12 protein-coding genes are annotated in these 16,585 nt (G+C 65.5%); 6 read left to right on the top strand and 6 right to left on the bottom strand.

The window, feature by feature from the left end:
* Positions 1-103: 103 nt before the first annotated feature.
* Complete coding sequence (locus tag ABIC78_RS03345) at positions 104-2,437, bottom strand: TonB-dependent receptor (RefSeq protein ID WP_354487840.1); 2,334 nt, start codon at positions 2,435-2,437, stop codon at positions 104-106.
* Positions 2,438-2,785: 348 nt separating this feature from the next.
* Between ABIC78_RS03345 and ABIC78_RS03340 the strand changes: the two genes are divergently transcribed.
* Positions 2,786-3,871 carry a TauD/TfdA family dioxygenase gene (locus ABIC78_RS03340; RefSeq protein ID WP_354487839.1) on the top strand — a complete coding sequence of 362 codons (1,086 nt, stop codon included), beginning with the start codon at positions 2,786-2,788 and terminating at the stop codon, positions 3,869-3,871.
* Positions 3,872-4,041: 170 nt separating this feature from the next.
* Here ABIC78_RS03340 and ABIC78_RS03335 read toward each other — a convergent pair whose 3' ends face one another.
* The 4 genes from ABIC78_RS03335 to ABIC78_RS03320 are packed head-to-tail and all read right to left on the bottom strand — an operon-like array spanning position 4,042 to position 8,267.
* Positions 4,042-5,244, bottom strand: a complete 1,203-nt coding sequence (locus tag ABIC78_RS03335; RefSeq protein WP_354487838.1) for an MFS transporter — start codon at positions 5,242-5,244, stop codon at positions 4,042-4,044.
* The gene (locus ABIC78_RS03330) at positions 5,241-6,056 is read right to left on the bottom strand and encodes a TauD/TfdA dioxygenase family protein (protein ID WP_169048979.1); all 816 of its coding nucleotides are present in this window, start codon (positions 6,054-6,056) and stop codon (positions 5,241-5,243) included. The genes ABIC78_RS03335 and ABIC78_RS03330 overlap by 4 nt, the downstream gene beginning before the upstream one ends.
* A gap of 17 nt (positions 6,057-6,073) precedes the next feature.
* Complete coding sequence (locus tag ABIC78_RS03325; RefSeq protein ID WP_354487836.1) at positions 6,074-7,447, bottom strand: amidohydrolase family protein; 1,374 nt, start codon at positions 7,445-7,447, stop codon at positions 6,074-6,076.
* Position 7,448: 1 nt separating this feature from the next.
* Complete coding sequence (locus ABIC78_RS03320; RefSeq protein ID WP_354487834.1) at positions 7,449-8,267, bottom strand: DODA-type extradiol aromatic ring-opening family dioxygenase; 819 nt, start codon at positions 8,265-8,267, stop codon at positions 7,449-7,451.
* Positions 8,268-8,586: 319 nt separating this feature from the next.
* Here ABIC78_RS03320 and ABIC78_RS03315 point away from each other — a divergent pair, with 319 nt between their 5' ends.
* Together ABIC78_RS03315 and ABIC78_RS03310 are read left to right on the top strand one after the other, a co-directional pair.
* A complete protein-coding gene (locus ABIC78_RS03315; RefSeq protein ID WP_354487832.1) occupies positions 8,587-9,855 on the top strand; it encodes an MFS transporter in 1,269 nt (422 codons plus the stop codon).
* Positions 9,855-10,751, top strand: coding sequence for a ribokinase (locus tag ABIC78_RS03310; RefSeq protein ID WP_354487830.1), 897 nt, complete (start codon positions 9,855-9,857; stop codon positions 10,749-10,751). The genes ABIC78_RS03315 and ABIC78_RS03310 overlap by 1 nt, the downstream gene beginning before the upstream one ends.
* Positions 10,752-10,924: 173 nt before the next feature.
* Here ABIC78_RS03310 and ABIC78_RS03305 read toward each other — a convergent pair whose 3' ends face one another.
* Positions 10,925-12,016 carry an acetamidase/formamidase family protein gene (locus ABIC78_RS03305; RefSeq protein ID WP_354487828.1) on the bottom strand — a complete coding sequence of 364 codons (1,092 nt, stop codon included), beginning with the start codon at positions 12,014-12,016 and terminating at the stop codon, positions 10,925-10,927.
* Positions 12,017-12,216: 200 nt separating this feature from the next.
* Between ABIC78_RS03305 and ABIC78_RS03300 the strand changes: the two genes are divergently transcribed.
* The 3 genes from ABIC78_RS03300 (at position 12,217) to ABIC78_RS03290 (ending at position 16,537) form a co-directional block, all read left to right on the top strand.
* Positions 12,217-12,702, top strand: a complete 486-nt coding sequence (locus tag ABIC78_RS03300; RefSeq protein WP_107715791.1) for a VOC family protein — start codon at positions 12,217-12,219, stop codon at positions 12,700-12,702.
* A gap of 185 nt (positions 12,703-12,887) precedes the next feature.
* A complete protein-coding gene (locus ABIC78_RS03295; protein ID WP_022676433.1) occupies positions 12,888-14,078 on the top strand; it encodes an aromatic ring-hydroxylating oxygenase subunit alpha in 1,191 nt (396 codons plus the stop codon).
* Between the two features lie 128 nt (positions 14,079-14,206).
* Positions 14,207-16,537, top strand: coding sequence for an acetamidase/formamidase family protein (locus ABIC78_RS03290; protein WP_354487825.1), 2,331 nt, complete (start codon positions 14,207-14,209; stop codon positions 16,535-16,537).
* Positions 16,538-16,585: the final 48 nt, after the last annotated feature.

The following is a 16,585-nucleotide window of genomic DNA, read 5'->3' as shown; positions in this document are numbered from 1 at the left end:
CGGGGTGACGATGGTTTGTGGATTGGGGTTGCTTGCCACCCGCACAAAAAAACGGCAGCGCGGTGTGTGAACCGCGCTGCCGGCAAGGTGGAAACGACGCGTCTTAGAACTTGTAGCCGACCGTGGCAAACACTTGGCGCGGCGGAATGTATTCCACGCTGGTGGTGCCCGAACCATAAGGATCGGCGAACTTGTTGCTGACCCCGGCCTTGTCGGTGATGTTGGTGCCCGTGACCGAGAAGGTGAAGGGCGAGGCATCGGGCTGATACTGGATCATCAGGTTGCCGATGGTGTAGGACGGCACCGTGTCGAACTGCGGCACATTGAAGATGCGCGAGTTGAACTTGCCGCGATAGATCACTTCGCCGCGCAGCATCAGCTCGCCCGGGCCAACCGGCGCGGTATAGGTCGCGGCAAAGCTGCCCTGCACACCCGGCAGCTTGGGGATCTTCTTGCCGTTGGTATTGGTGGACGCGGCGATCACCGCGGCAATCACACGCGGATCGTAATACCACCCGGCGGGATAACCCAGCGCAGCATAGGTCGTGGCGCGGATATCCTGCGCGGTCTGCTTATCGATCGTGTAATAGTCGCCGTGGAACTTGCCTTCGGCCAGCGCGAGAGTGCCGTCAAAGCGCAGTTGCTTGGTCGGCGCCCAGGTGGTTTCGAACTCCACGCCATAGGTCTGCGCACGCGGAATGTTGGCCGTGCCACCGGCAAAGGGCACCGGGTCTTCGGCAGTGAACTGGAAATCCTTGTACCAGTAGTAATAGCCCGCCACGTTGAGGCGCAGGGTCTTGTCGAAGAACTCGTTCTTCGAACCCACTTCGGCCGCCCAGACGGTTTCCTTGGCGTAGGTGCTCTTTACGAAGATCGAATTGCCCGCGAACGTGACGCCGCTGGGCTTGTAGCCCTTTGACCCGGTGACATAGAGCATGTTGTTGGGCGTGACTTGGTATTGCACGCTGACCTTGCCGGTCAGCGCATCGCTGGTCGCGATGCGTTCGGGCACGGTGGCGAAATACTGCACCGGCTGGGCCGAGATCTTGTCCCAGCTGTAGCGCGCGCCGGCGATCAGATCGAGTGCGTCGGTAGCGTGGAAGATCGCCTGGCCATACCCGGCCCACGAGGTGTGCTGGTAGGGGCTGTCGGTCTGGAACGACACGGCCTGGCCGGTGGCCGGATCGGTGGAAAAGCCGCCGGTGGTGTATTCCATGATGTTCTGCAGCGCATGCTGGCGCAGGTAGAACCCGCCGACGACCCATTCGAGCGATTTGTTGGGCGTGGACGAGGCAGAGACTTCCTGCGTCCAGGTGCTGCTCATGTCCTGCCACTTGACGATGTTGTCGTGATAGTTGGCATAGATGAAGCGGTCGTTGTCACCCGACTGGTTCTTGTTGAGATACTGGTAGGCGGTCACCGACTTGAGCACGACCTTGTCATCGATCGTCTGCGCGATCGAGAGGTAGGCCATGCGAGTCTTGGTCACGTACTTGCCGCCAAAATCTTGGCTGACCACGCGGGGATCGGCATTGGGATCGGCGATGTAGGTGGTGCTGCCGGCGGCCGGATCGGTGCTGCACAGCAGGCACTTTTGCAGCGCCGCATTGTGGCTGGCATCAAACGACTGGGCCGAAAGCGTCACGCTGGTATCGGGGCTGGGCTGCCACAGCAGGGAGACGTGGCCGCCGATATTGTTGGCATCGTCGAGCGGATACTTGGCATAGCCGGGCACGCCCACGGCATAGCCATAGCCATCATGGCGCAGGTATTGCACCGTGCCGCGCAGCGCCAGCGTTTCGGCAATCGGCACGTTCAAGGTGCCCATGGCGCGCACATAGTTGTAGTTGCCATAGCTGAGCTGCGCTTCGCCAGTATATTCGCCGAGCACGGGCTTGCGCGTGATCACGTTGACCGCGCCGCCGGTAGACGTCTGGCCGAACACCGTGCCTTGCGGGCCGCGCAGCACTTCCACGTGATCCACATCGAGCAGATCCTGGTTCAGCGCGACGACGTGGGCGATATAGACCCCGTCGATATGAAACGCGACGCCGGGCTGCGAATTGGGGTTCTGCGCGGTTTCATACCCGACGCCGCGAATGGCGATGACGCGTTCGTTGCCCTCGCTCTTGGTCACGGTGAGGCCGGGAACGAAGCCGTTGAGATCGGCCAGTTCGGTGGCGTTGCGCTGGCGCAGCGCGTCGGCCGAAACGGTACTGATCGCGATCGGTGCGGTTTGCAGGTTCACTTCCCGCTTTTCACCGTTGACCACGATGGTGCCGAGCGGGCTGCCATCGGCGTCGACCATCGGATCGGCGGCCGGAGCAGGCGCCGTTTCGGCGGCGGATGCGCTGGCCGCATCGGCGGCGCGGGCAGAGGTGGCGGCAAGCGCCAGGAGCGATGCAGTGGCAGTGAGCAGGACGGATGACGGGCGCATGGGTTTCCCCCCTCGAGAAATGCTTTTCATCGCTTTCAGACAGCCTCCCGGCTGTATGTTCTCCCTGAACCTGGCCTTCGTTATGGCCGGCCTTTTTGTCGTGCCCCAGCATCGGTGTTCAACCGCCCTGCGGTCTTGCGTGGCAACGCACGAATAGTTGACCGATCCGCGATGCAGCAAGCCCCATGTTGCGATGCAAGGTGCCCAAAGGACCGATGATGTCGGATGACGCGGGCGGTGCCGGTCCAAATCTCTTGCGCGCCAGGTCAAGACATGGCGCAGTGCATGATGGCACATGCGTTTTTGTCAGATGCTTTCGCGCCGCTGCAAAGGAACCAAGCCTTGTCCGTGATCACGCCTTCCGCCCCCGTGCTATCCCCCATCACCAGCCGCGCCGCCTGGCGTGGCGACCGGCTGAGCCAGGGGCAGGACTGGGTCTTTGAACTGTCGGCCGCGCAGATTGCCGAACTGGAAACGCTGGGCGCGCGCTTCATGGCCGACGATCCCGATCTGCGCACGGTGCAGGCGCAGGACTATCCGCTGGTGGAAACTGCCCAGGCTTGCGAGGAATGGCGTCAGGAAGTGGATTTCGGGCGCGGCTTCGTGCTGGTGCGGGGCCTGCGTGCAGAACTCTATTCCGATGCGCTGTCCTGTGCGATCTATTACATTCTTGGCCTGCACATGGGCGATCCCATCCGCCAGAACGAGATGGGTGACCTGATCGACCATGTCTATGCCACGTCTGACAAGACGATGGACGATCCCACCGCGCTTTCGTCCAAGGTGCGCGACAAGCTGGTCTATCACTCTGACAGCTCAGATATCGTCGCGCTGATGTGTCTGCGCGGGGCGCGGGAAGGGGGGCTTTCGTGCCTGGTTTCGGGCGCGGAAATCTACAATGAGATCCTGCGCCGCCGCCCCGATCTCGCGCCCCTGCTGTTCGAGCCGTTCCACTGGGACTGGCGCCGCCAGGATCATGAAGCCCCGGCCGATACCTATACCTCGCCGATCGTCAGCCTGGAGGATGGCGTGTTCAGCATGTATGCCGGCTCGCTCTATATCCTTACCGCGCAGGAATATCCCGGCGTGCCGCAGTTGACCGAGGACCAGATCGAGGTGCTGCGCCTGTTCGACGAGATCACCTATGAAGAAGGCATGGCGATCGAGATGGATTTCCGGCCCGGCGATATCCAGTGGCTGTCGAACTACGCCGCGCTGCATGCGCGCACCACATTCTGGGATTGGCCCGAACCGCAGCGCAAGCGCCACCTGCTGCGCCTGTGGCTGTCGAGCAAGGGCGCGCGCCCGGTGGTCGAAGGCTTTGGCAAGAACGGCGTGGTGCAGCACCGTGCCGCCCCGCGCGATGGCGCGGCCGAACATCCCGATGCGCATTTCGATGTGCGCGGCATGGCAGTGCCGCGGCTGATTTCCTGAACCAATTTTTGGCGCACAAAAACAGCCCGGTGGAGCGATCCGCCGGGCTGTTTTGTTGGCAGGTCAGAGATCGAAAACCAGACAAACAGGCATTGCCTAACCGTCACCCCGGACTTGATCCGGGGTCCCGCTTCTTTTCTCGGCCTAAGACAGAAAAGCGGGATCCCGGGTCAAGCCCGGGATGACGGGGTCTCTATAGGTTTGGCACGGTGCAAGACCCCCGCCGCCACTGCCACTGGCACGCATGACGCGCCCAGCAGCCATATCGCGCCGGCATAGCTGCCGGTCCACTGCGCCAGTACCCCGGCCAGGCCCGGCCCTAACGCGGCAAGGCCGGCGAGCGTCCAGCATAGCGCCAGGCCGGCCGTGCCGGTTTCGTGCCCGAACCATTCCATAAGCAGTACCGTGACCGCCATGGCGACAAGGGCCGAGCCCACGCCGAACAGCGGCACAAAGCCCCAGTTGACCATCAGCGCACCGCCTTGAGCCAGGGCGCCCATGCCCAACGCCGTGGCCAACAGCGACAGCGCCAGCAACCGCACCGCGCGGACATGGCGCAGGGCAAAGCCGGCAAGGCCCGTGCCCAGCGCGCCAAGCAGGCCTTGCAGCGCGAGCACCCGCGCCACGGCGCCCGCGTTCCATCCCAGCGCCGGGGAAAGATGCGCCGGCGCAACGCTGAGCGCGGTCATGATCACGGCTTGCGAAAGAACCATGGCACTGGCGAGCACGGCAAAGCGCGGGCCCAGCAGCGGCCGCCACCAGCCTGCCGCGCGCGGGGCATCGGGCAAGGCAGGCGCCGGCGGATCGCGCAGCACGGTCAGCAGCAGCACCGCCAAGATCAGCGCCAGCGCGCAAGTGCCGCGCCAATAGCCCAGGCCATCGGCGATCAGTTCCTGGCCCAGCGCCGGCCCGGCGGCATTGCCGAGCGCGCCGATCATCAGATAGAGGCCCAGCACGCGATTGGTGCGAGGGCCCGACCAGCCCGCGATCATCGCATAGGCCGGGGTATTGGCGAGCAGGGAAAAGCCTGCGCCCGCCAGCGCCATCGCCGGCAGCAGCAGGGCAAGGCCGCTGGCAAGGCCCGCCAGCGCGAGGCCGGCGGCCATGACCAGCGCGCCGCCGGTCATCGTCAGGCGCCCGCCGATCCGCGTGATCAGCCACACCGGCAGCGTGGCCCCGGCGCTGGCCCCCACGATCACCATGGTAAAGGCTGCGCCCAGCGCGGCGGGCCCCAGGTGCAGGGCCTGGCCCGTGGCAAACAGCGCCAGCCCCATGCCGGCAAAGACGATGCCCTGGCCGAGGAAGAGCGCCAGCGACACGGCCAGCGCCACCACGCCTTCACGCGCGGTGAAGGCGTGGTGGCCGGCGCTCATTCCGGCTTTTCGCCCAGGATCTGCACGCGATAGCCCGAGCGGACTTGCGGGAAATAGTCCCAGATCGCCGAATGCTGCGCACAGCGGTTGTCCCAGAACGCGATCGAATGCGGCTGCCAGCGAAAGCGGCACTGGAACATCGGATGCTGCACGTGTTCATAGAGGTAGGTCAGGATCGCGCGGCTCTCGATCGCGGGCACGCCCTCGATATGGGTGGTGAAGCCACGGTTCACATAGATGCACTTCTTGCCCGTCACCGGGTGGGTGCGGATCACGGGATGGCTGTGGCGCGGCAGCTTCATGCCTTCGGGCGTGATCCCGCCAAAGCCGACCACGGCATCGTGCACGGCGGTCAACCCCGAAAGATAGGCCTTCATCCGGTCAGACAGCGCGTCATAGGCGGCATACATGTTGGAAAACACGGTATCGCCGCCGACGGGCGGCATGGTGTGGAGATAGAGGATCGAGCCCATCGGCGGCGCTTCGTCGCAGCTCATGTCGGAATGCCAGTCTTCGCCGGCCACGAACGTGCTGTTTTCATCGGCGTGGATGATCGTCACTTCCGGGTGGCCGGGCACCTGCCAGGGCGCGGTGCTGGGCGCGATGTGCACGCCGCCGAAATAGTTGGCCAGGCGGATATGGTCTTCGTGGGCGATCGGCTGATCGCGGAAGAACAACACCAGCCGATCGGCCATGGCGGCTTTCAGCTCGGCCACCTGCGCGTCGGGCAGGGGCTGGGTCAGATCGAGGCCAAACACTTCCCCGCCGATCGCCGGGGTCACATTACGTACCGTTATCGTTTCATAGGCCATGGGAATGCTTGCCTTTGTCAAAGGATCGGCCAGGCCATGCGCAGGGGCAGGCCCGACCTGGAAACCAGCGCTTGCGCGGCGTCTTGCGCCTGCGCCAGCAGTTGTTCTTCATCGATAGTGGTGCAGCGCCCAGCGTCTACCACGCGGCGGCCATCGACCCACACGCTATGCACGCCGCGCCCATCGGCAGACCACACCAGTTGTTGCACCGGGTTGTGCAGCGGCATCCATTCCGGGCGGCGGGTATCGTGCAGCACCAGGTCTGCCCGTGCGCCCACGGCCAGCGTGCCCACCTGCCCTTCCAGGCCCATGGCGCGCGCGCCGTTGACGGTGAGTATTTCCAGCGCGCTTTCGGCCGGGAACAGCGCAGTGTCGCCGCGCGCATCCTTCCACAGGCCGGCCATCAGGCGGGCAGAGGGCATCAGATCATGCCGATCGCCGCCATCGGTGCCGATCGCGATGTTGACGCCAGCGGCGGCCATTTCGGGAAACAGCCCGCGCGTGGTGGCCTGATAGCCGCCTTTGAGCGAGGCTTCCGGGCAATGCACCACATGCGTGCCGCTTTGTGCCAGCAGGGCCACTTCGCGTTCGTCGACATGCACCATGTGGACCAGCGCCAGGTGATCGCCCAACACGCCCAGGTCAGCCAGCCATTCCACCGGGCGCTTGCCGGTGTTGGCCAGATACCATTCCGGGTCACCGGCGGCGGGCGCCATGTGCGCGCAAATGCGCAGGTTTTTCTCGCGCGCGATGGCCGTGGCCGCCTGCCACAGCTCGGCAGTATTGGTCATGTGCCCGACCAGCAGCGGCCAGGCGGCGATCAGGCGTCCGTCATCGGGCCAGGCAGCCAGATCGGCGCCAAACGCGTCGAGCGCGGCCTGGGTCAGCGCGGCCTGGTCCTCGCCAGGAGCAAACGCCCGGTCCATGCACCAGCGGCCGATGCGTCCGCGAATGCCTGTGCCCTCCAGCGCCTGGGCCACGGCCTCGAACGCGATCAGCGTGCCGGCTTCGAGGAACGTGGTCGTGCCGGTCTTGAGCATGGCCAGCACGGCCAGCCGCGCGGCGATTGCCTGTTCCTGCGGGGTATGCCCTTGATAGAGCGGGATCACCCATTGGTTGAGCCCTTCGTCAAAGGGCAGCGCCTCGGGCAGGAAATTGCGGATCAGGGTTTCGGTCAGATGCACGTGGGCATTGACGAAGCCGGGCGTGGCAACAAAACCGCGCGCATCGATCACCTCGCGCGGCGCAACCATGCCGGCCACCTCTGCGCTTGGCCCCACCGCCACGATGCGGCCCTGTGCCATGGCAACCGCGCCATCGCGGATCACGCGGCGCTGCGCGTCCATCGTCACCAGCATGGCGCCGGTGACCAGGGTATCGACTGCCTGCATCCTAGCCGAACCGGAAGGCAGAGATATCGGCCATCATCACGTTGTCGGTGAAGTCGCGCTGGCCCGGCGCATCGGCGGCGGCACCTGCTGCCACCATCAGCGGGATGAGATGTTCCTCGCGCGGGTGGCTTTGCAGGCCGGCCGGCGCGCTGGCCCACTGGCGCAAGGCTTGCCAGCGCTGTTCGGGCGGGCTTTCGATCGCCTGGGTAAGCCAGGCATCGAACGTGGCCGAAGGCTGCGTGGCGGCCGGCGAAAAGAACGCGCGCATGTTGTGGAAGCTCATGCCCGAACCCACGATCAGCACGCCTTCGTCGCGCAGCGCGGAAAGGGCGCGGCCGCAGCGCAGGTGCTCCTCGGGATCGAGATCGCGCTTGAGCGACAGCGGCACCACGGGAATATCGGCCTCAGGCGTGACCAGCAGAAACGGGATGAACACCCCGTGGTCGAACCCGCGCGTGGCATCGCTGCGTGCCGGCAGCCCTTCGGCCTGGATCAGTGCCACGATCCGCTCGGCCAAGGCGGGCGCGCCGGGCGCCGGAAACTTCAGTTCATAAGTGTGCGGCGGAAAGCCATAGTAATCATAGATCATGCCCGGCGCGGGCGCGGAAGCGACGGTAAACGCGTCTTCCTCCCAATGCCCGGATATCACCACGATGCCCTTGGGTTTTTCCGGCAGGCTCGCGATCAGGCCCTTGAGATAGCCGGCGGTCTTGTCCCAGGCGTCGGCCGGCCCACCCATTGCGCGCCAGTCCATGAAAAAGCAGGGGCCGCCGCCATGGGGAATGAACAGGCTGGGCATCCGGGTGGCGGAATCGGGCATGAGGTCGCTTGGCTCCTTGCGCATCGGCACTATCGTGGCATCGTCGTTCCGGGCTTTGCCCCGAAAGGTCCGCTCGATGATGGCACGCTGATCGGCCTCGACCTAGCGGGGCAGGGGTTCCCCGTCTTGACGGCCCGCGCAAGCAATTTTGCAAGGCGCGCGTGTTGCCAGGCCAAGTGCATGATAAACAGGTCTTGGTGGCGCTGCCAAATTGATGCCGGGCGCCCTCGTTGTTGCGAGCGGGCCTCCATGCTTGGCAAGCGCGCCGGCGTGGGGTCTGATAGCCGCGCCATTCACTATCCGGGACTCGCCGCGCACCATGCCTTCTGCGCCCAGCTATCAGGCGGCCAAGGTCGCCATCGCCGCCACCATCGCCAACACCTTGTGCATGACCGCGGCGATTTCCGCCACGATCGGCGTGTTTCTGGTGCCGATCGCACAGGATTTCGGCTGGCCGCGCGCCGGTGTTTCGGGCGTGCTCGGGCTGATTTCGGTGATCAGCGCGATCAGCTATCCGCTGATCGGCCGCGCGATGGACCGGTTTGGCGCGCGCTGGCTGCTGCTGGCGGGCAATCTCGGCCTGGCGGTGGGCATCCTGCTGGTGTCGCGCGCCGATGGCACGATGCTCGATTTCTACTGGCGCTTCGCCGTGGTCGGGCTGTTCGGCACCATGGCGGCCACAGGCATGGTCAGCAAGGTGGTGTCGAACTGGTTCGATGCACGGCGCGGGCTGATGCTGGGGATTACGGCGGGCGTGGGCAATGGCCTGGGCGCCACGATCATGCCAATCGTGGCCGGCGTGGTCCTGTCCAGCCATGGCTGGCGCATGGGCTATGTGGTGATCGGGCTGATCGTGGCGCTGGCCGCGCCGTTCATCGCGCTATGGATGCGCGATGCGCCACCCGCTGCGGCCAGTGATAGCCATGCCATATCCCCGCTCGCCAGCGGCATGAGCCTGGGCCAGGCCGCGCGCACCGGTACATTCTGGCTGATGCTGGTGGCGGTGGCGGCCGGCGCCGGCGGGATGACCGCGATGTTCACCCATGTCGTGCCGATCCTCATGGGCCATGGTGTGTCGCTGGCGCAGGCCACCGGCGTGGTGGTGGTCTTTGCCCTGGTCACGGCGGGCTGGCAGGTGGTGACCGGCGGGCTGCTCGATCGCTTTCGCACCCCGCGCCTGATCCTGCCGATGTATGCCAGCGCCATGGCCGGCATGCTGATCCTGCAGTTTTCCACCGGCAGCCTGGCGATCATCACCGCCGGCGCACTGCTCGGCATCGGCATGGGGGCGGAATATGCCGCGCTGTCCTACTTCGTCTCGCGCTATTTCGGGCTGCGCCACTTCGGCACGATCGTCGGCGCGTTCTATGCGGTTGTCGCGTTCATCCAAGGCGTGGCGCCGATGCTGATGGACATGAGCTTTGACCGCAGCGGCTCTTATGTCGTGGCGACGCTCGCCATCGTCGGCGCGTTGGCGCTGGGCATGGCGCTGCTCGCGCTGTTGCCGCATCCCGATCGCTTTGCTGTCAGCGCGCCCGGCGCGCGCCTGGCCACAGACCGCGCCACGGGCGATCTGGTGCTCGCCTGATGGCAGTCGTCGTTTTCGGATCGATCAACCGCGATCTGGTCATGCGCGTGCCGCACCTGCCGCGCGCCGGGGAAACGGTTGCGGCCACCAGCTATGACCTGCTGCCCGGCGGCAAGGGCGCCAACCAGGCAGTCGCCGCCGCACGCCAGGGCGTGCCCACGGTGATGCTGGGCGCGGTGGGCGATGATGCCCATGGCGTGGCGATGCTCGATGCCCTGGCCCAGGCCGGCGTGGGCACCGGCGCAGTGGCGCGGCTGCCTGGCCCAACCGGGCTTGCGCATGTCTTCGTGTCTGACGCGGGCGAGAACCAGATCGTGATCGTGGCGGGCGCCAATGCCGCGCTTCCCGCACCGACAGACTTTCCCGCCGGCGCTGCTCTGGCCGTGGCCCAAGCCGAAGTGCCGGCTGAGGCCGTGGCCCGCTTTCTGACCCTGGCGCGCGAGGGCGGCGCACGCACGCTTTACAACGCCGCGCCGGCCACGGCCGAAGGGCGCGCGATCCTGCCGCTGGCCGATATCCTGGTGGTCAATGAAACCGAACTGGCGTTCTTCCTGGGCGAAGGCGTGCCGGAGGGAGACATCGCCCTGGCGGGGGCCGCGCGCCGGCTGATGGCGCGCGCGGGGCAATGGGTGATCGTTACCCTGGGCGGCGCCGGCGTGCTGGCCGAAGGACCGGACGGCACGATCCGCCTGCCTGCGCGGGCCGTGCCGGTGGTGGATACGACCGGCGCGGGTGATACCTTCTGCGGCGTGCTGGCCGCGCGGCTGGCGGAAGGTGAAACCATGGCCCACGCGCTGACTGTGGCGGTGGTTGCGGCCGGAATCTCGGTGCAGCGCCTAGGTGCCGCCGCCTCGATGCCCACGCGGGCAGAGGTGGACGCGGGCCTGGGCGGATAGGGCGCGCAAGGGCGGGGGCTTCGACAGGCTCAGCCCGAACGGTGGTCAGGAATTGGCTCTCCCCATTCGCCCTGAGCCTGTCGAAGGGCGTTGGCACGTCACCCAAATCCACGCGCGAAAAGCGCCGGAAAGCCAAGGCTCTCCGGCGCTTCCCGTGCGACCCTTGGCAGGGCTTACTGTGGGTCTTTGGCCACGCCCTTGGCGGGGAACATGTCGCGGTTGATCCGCGCGTGCACGCCCAGCGTGCCGTCCACCACCTGGGTCACGCCGAAATCGGCGGCCACGCTCATCAGCGAATAGGCATCGTTCTTCGACAGGCCGACTTGTTCACTCAGCAAGTGGAGCATGTCGAGCGAGGCATTCTTCATCGCCGCATCCAGGTCTTCGCCAAAGCCGTGGACGATCCAGTGCTTGGGCGTTTCCAGCAGCGGCGAGGGGAAATCGAAATCCTTGCGCAGGATGATCTGGAACAGGCAGTTGAGCGAGCTTTCGATCGCCGTGCCGGAAATCTCGCCGTCACCCTGGCTGACATGCGGATCGCCGATGGAAAAGAGGCCGCCCTTGACCTGGCACTTGTAATACATCGTCGCGCCCGCGCCGATGCGCCAGTTGTCGATGTTGCCGCCATGCAGGCCGGGGGGAATCGTGCTGACCGGCTCGTTCACCGCCGGGGCCACGCCGGCGGTGCCCAGGTGCGGGCGGGCAGGGATGGTCACGCCGGGCAAGGCGGGCTGGCGATCGCACACCGGGCAGCTGGTGATCGTGCCAGGCACAAGGTACTTCCCAGGAAAATCATAGGCATAAAGCGCGCTGGCGGTTTGCGTGGTGGGATCGAGCTGGTAGATCGTCACGCGCTCCTTCTCGTCGAACTCCTGATAGAGGTGGCCCCAGTTGGCCGCGAGGTTGGAGCCATAGTTGTTGCGTGGCACCATCTGGAGATAGCGCACCTCCAGCATGTCTCCCGGCTCGGCGCCTTCGACAAAGATCGGCCCGGTCATGATGTGCACGCCCGGCGCGCGGGTGGTGGGATCGATCTGGGTGAAGATCTGCTCCACGCCTTCGTCGAACATCAGTTCGGGCGCATCGCCGGCATGGTGGGTGATCGCTTCGGCATGCACCAGATCGCCGCTCTTGATTGTCAGGGCCGGCTTGATCGTGGGCGAGAAATAGCCCCAGTGCACGGTCTCGGGCGTGGCTTTCAGATAGTGCAGGGCGCCGGGCGCCGTAGCCGTCCGCTGCTGACCGTGGGTGCAGACCAAACTCATGCGTGTGCCTCGTTTCGATGGGTATCAGGACGCCTTGGTTGTCGGGCCAATGCTGCGCTGCGGTCTTGTTTGCGCGCGCCCTATGACTTGGCCGCGCCGCGCACGGATCAACAATCGGTGCGCGCAGGTCCAAGCCGGGCGGGGCCGCGCCTTGCCACAAGGTGGCTATTGACCCTGCTGGCCAAGGAAAGGCGCTGCCAATGCCCAACACCCTGATTTTCGTCGATATGCCTGCCGATGACCCGGCCGCCGCAGCCCGATTCTATGCCGAGGTGTTCGGCTGGCAGAACGATGAAAAGCCGGCCGGGGTCTATCACCGCATGGTGCCGGGCGGGCAGTTCAAGAACCCCGATGGCAGCGACAGCGCGATCGGCAACTTGCACCTGGGCATCTTTGCCGCAGCCAATGCCCGCCCGCACCCAGAACCCGCCGGTGTTGCCCCGCGCGATCTGGCGAGCGACGGGCGCAAGCCGCGCATCTGGATCCTGATCAGCGACGATGACAGTGCCGATCGCATCCTGGCCGCGGCGGAGGAACGCGGCGCCACGATCCTGTGGCGCAACCACTATTGGTCCACTTTCAACGGCTATAACCACGCGTTCCAGGATCCGTGGGGCAACGAAATCCTGCTGTGGGGCAAGGCAGGGACCGATCCGCAGGTGCCCGCAGACTTTACCCGCGAATGAAGGCGGCGGCGGGGGTGCCAATCCCCCGCCATTTGTGTTCCTCATTATTGTTGCGGCGCAGCATGGCTTGGCGCAGACTGCGCAGCACCCCACGCTCAACAATTCGTGCTGCCCGGCTCAAGACCAGCGGCCTGCGACACCGCTAAACAGAGCTTCGATCCAGCCCGTTTCAGGAGTTTGCGCCCGTGACCCTCGTTACCGACAGCTTCATCCGCTCGCTTGAGAGTTCGGCGACCGACCTCGCCGAGGCGGAGACCCTGCCGCCCGAGTGCTATACCAGCGCGGAATTCTATGCGTTCGAGAAAGAGGCGCTCTACAACCACGAATGGCTGTGCGTGGGCCGCGCCGATTGGGTGGCCAAGCCGGGCGACTATTTCTCCACCCGCGTGATTGGCGAGCCGATCCTGGTATCGCGCACGCTGGATGGGGAAATCCGCGCGATGTCGGCCGTGTGCCAGCACCGCGCGATGCTGGTGGCCGAAGGGCACGGCAATGCACGCGGTTTCCTGTGCCCCTATCACCACTGGAGCTATAACCTGGATGGCAAGCTGGTCGCCGCCCCGGCGATGAGCAAGACCTGCAATTTCGACAAGGCGCAATACAGCCTGCCGACCTTCAAGGTGGAACTGTGGAACGGCTTCATCTTCATCAACTTTGATGCCGATGCCGCCCCGCTGGCGCCGCGCCTGACGGCGGTGGCCGAGGCCATTGCCGGCTATGACCTGGCCGGGGCCGAAGGGCCGCGTCCCGATCCGGCACCCACGCTGCCGTGGAACTGGAAGGTCATGTTCGAAAACAACAACGATGGCTATCATGCCAGCCGGCTGCACCATGGCCCGCTGCACGATTTCGTGCCATCGGGCCTGGCGGTGTTTCCCGATAGCGATCCGGCCGATGGCGGCTTCCTGCGCTTCAACGGCACGCTGCACGCCGATGCCAGCTTCAACGCCACGCAAAAGGCGGTGCTGCCGGTGTTCCCCGGCCTGTCTGACGAAGCGCGCATGCGCATGACCTTTGCCAACATCCCGCCCACGCTCAGCCTGGTGATGATGAGCGACATGGTGATCTACCTGATCCTGCGGCCCAATGGCCCGGAATCGCTGGAGATGGACACCGGCTTCCTGTTTGCGCCGGGCGCGATGGCCGACCCCGCCTTTGATCACAAGCTCGACATGAATATCCGCGCCTCGGGCCATATCATCGCGCAGGATCTGCATGTCGATGAGCTGGTGCAGCAGGGCCTGCGCTCGCGCTTTGCCCCGCGCGGCCGCTATTCCTGGCAGGAAGGCGCGCAAGGCCAGTTCAACAAGTGGCTGGTGCACCGCTATCGCGCCACCCACCAGCGCCTGGCAGCCCGGGAAATGACCCAGGCCTGACCCGATCCGGGGCACGTTTTGTTTGCGGTGCAGCATTGCGTGTCATCACAGATGGCGTAAGGTGGTTGCCAGGCCGGCAACCATAAGCCGCGCCGCCATCAGGGTCGCTCAACCTAGGGGGCAAGCCGTTGCGCTTTACCACCAATGCCTACCCGCGCGAGCAGCGCCAGGACGCCTGGCGTTTTGCGCTGCAGCGTGTCAGCCTCGAAGTGCTTGGCACTGCTGAGGAACTCTATGGCGAGCTGGTAAGCTTTACCAGCGGCCAGGGCATCCAGTTCGTGCGCGTGACCGGCAATGGCCAGCGCCTGGCGATCGATATGGCCCAGGATGCGCCCAGCTTCTGGCTGGTGCTGCTGCTCGAAGGGCGGCTGAGCGCGACCCAGGGCACCACCGCGATCGAGCTGTCCGAAGGGGACATTCTCTATGGCGGCGGTTCTGCCCGCACGCAGATCGACCTGAACGGCGAACACCGCTTTCTGCTGGTCAAGGTGCCCCACGCGCTGCCCGCGCTGCGTTCGCGTTCGGCCCTGCCATCACAGATCAGCAACCTGATTGCCGACGAGGCGATCGGCCGCATGCTTTCGGCGCTGCTGCGCTCAGTCGCCGATACCATCGTCGATGTGTCGGATGACCAGATCCGCCCGGTCGAACTGGCACTCCCCGAATTCATCGCCGCCACGCTGCTCGACAAGGCGCCGGTCAAGGAACTGGGCGGCGCGGCTGGGGCGCGCGCAGCGATCCTCGAACGGGTGTTCCAGTCGATCGAGATGCGCCTGTCCGATCCCAACCTGTCGATCCACCAGATTGCGGCAGAGCATCGCATTTCCCCGCGCTATCTCCAGAAACTGTTCGAAAGCGCGGGCGAAAGCTTTAGCCAGTTCGTGAAATTCCGCCGGCTGGAACGCTGCCGGCTGGACCTGGGCAGCCCGCTGCACGCGCAGCGCTCCATTTCCGAAATCCTCTTTCAGTGGGGGTTCAACGACAGCGCCAGCTTCAGCCGCGCATTCCGCGAACGCTATGGCATGAGCCCGCGCGAATACCGCAAGGTCGGCGCCCTGCCGGACGAGGCGATCGAGGCACCCCGGCGCGGGCGGCCCAGCGCGCAAAAGGATGCCCGGCCCGAAGAACGCGAGGAAACGCCAGCCGCGACCACGCTCGATCCGGCGGTAGAGGCCGATGGCCTGGTCGAGGACGTGCAGGTCGATGCAGCGCCCGGCGTGCGCCATCATGTGTTGCCGGTGCGCCCCGACACGATCCACTGGGGCTATTTCAGCAAGCATCTGAAACCCGCGCTGGAAGTCTGCTCGGGCGATTATGTCACCGTCGAAACGCTGACCCACCACGCCAACGATGACGCCGAACGCATGATCCATGGCGATCCGGCGGCAGAGGCGGTCTATCGCTGGACAGCCGAGGGCAAGGTGGTGGATCGGCGCGGGGCAGGGCCGCTCGATGCCTCGGTGCTGGGGCGTGGGCCGGGCGAGGGCTTTGGCGTGCATATCTGCACCGGCCCGATCGCCATTTCGGGGGCAGAGCCGGGCGACGTGGTGCAGGTGCGCATCCTCGATATCGATCCGCGCCCCAGCCGCAACCCGCGCTTTGCCGGGCGCGCCTTTGGCAGCAACGTGGCCGCCTATTGGGGATTTCACTATGCCGAACTGATCACGGAGCCGAAGCCGCGCGAAGTGATCACCATTTACGAGATCGAAAAGGGCGCCGGGCTGCCGCTGGCGCACGCGGTCTACAACTATCGCTGGACGCCGCAGAAAGACCCCTCGGGCGTGATCCACCCGATGTACGATTACCCCGGCGTGCCGGTGGACCCGGAAACGATCGAAAAGAACTTCAACGTGCTGCGCGATATCGAGATACCGGTGCGGCCGCATTTCGGCGTGGTGGCGCTCGCGCCGGCCCATGCCGATCTGGTCGATTCGGTGCCGCCGGCCAATTTCGGCGGCAATATCGACAACTGGCGCCTGGGGCCGGGGGCGAGTGTGTTCCTGCCGGTGGCAGTGCCTGGCGGCCTCTTGTCGCTGGGCGATCCCCACGCCAGCCAGGGCGATGGCGAACTGTGCGGCACGGCGATCGAATGCTCGATGACCGCCGTGATCCAGGTGATCCTGCACAAGGCCAAGGGCGCGCCGGCCCACGTGCGCGAGCTGGATTATCCGATGATCGAGACGCCCAGCGAATATGTGATCCTGGGCTTTTCCAACCCCGATTACCTGCGCGACCTGGGCGGCAAGGCGCAGAGCGAGGTTTACAAGCGATCATCGATCGATGCCGCAATGCGCGACGCTTTCCGCAAGGCGCGGCGCTTCCTGATGACCATCCGCGACCTGACCGAGGACGAGGCGATCTCGCTGCTCTCGGTTGGCGTCGATTTCGGGATCAGCCAGGTCGCCAACGGCAACTGGGGTGTGCATGCGGTGATCCGCAAGGCGCTGTTCACCAGCTGATCGAGGCGTTGCGGTGCGCTTCAAGGAAGCGGGACCCCGGATCAAGTC

Source organism: Novosphingobium sp. 1529, assembly GCF_040544855.1.
Classification (GTDB): Bacteria; Pseudomonadota; Alphaproteobacteria; order Sphingomonadales; family Sphingomonadaceae; genus Novosphingobium; species Novosphingobium capsulatum.
This window is presented reverse-complemented; position numbering and strand designations above follow the sequence as displayed.

Coding starts and splice junctions, on each gene's coding strand:
- ABIC78_RS03345 (WP_354487840.1), bottom strand. CDS start 2,437: ATGCGCCCGTCATCCGTCCTGCTCACTGCCACTGCATCGCTCCTGGCG.
- ABIC78_RS03335 (WP_354487838.1), bottom strand. CDS start 5,244: ATGAGCGCCGGCCACCACGCCTTCACCGCGCGTGAAGGCGTGGTGGCG.
- ABIC78_RS03330 (WP_169048979.1), bottom strand. CDS start 6,056: ATGGCCTATGAAACGATAACGGTACGTAATGTGACCCCGGCGATCGGC.
- ABIC78_RS03325 (WP_354487836.1), bottom strand. CDS start 7,447: ATGCAGGCAGTCGATACCCTGGTCACCGGCGCCATGCTGGTGACGATG.
- ABIC78_RS03320 (WP_354487834.1), bottom strand. CDS start 8,267: ATGCCCGATTCCGCCACCCGGATGCCCAGCCTGTTCATTCCCCATGGC.
- ABIC78_RS03315 (WP_354487832.1), top strand. CDS start 8,587: ATGCCTTCTGCGCCCAGCTATCAGGCGGCCAAGGTCGCCATCGCCGCC.
- ABIC78_RS03310 (WP_354487830.1), top strand. CDS start 9,855: ATGGCAGTCGTCGTTTTCGGATCGATCAACCGCGATCTGGTCATGCGC.
- ABIC78_RS03305 (WP_354487828.1), bottom strand. CDS start 12,016: ATGAGTTTGGTCTGCACCCACGGTCAGCAGCGGACGGCTACGGCGCCC.
- ABIC78_RS03300 (WP_107715791.1), top strand. CDS start 12,217: ATGCCCAACACCCTGATTTTCGTCGATATGCCTGCCGATGACCCGGCC.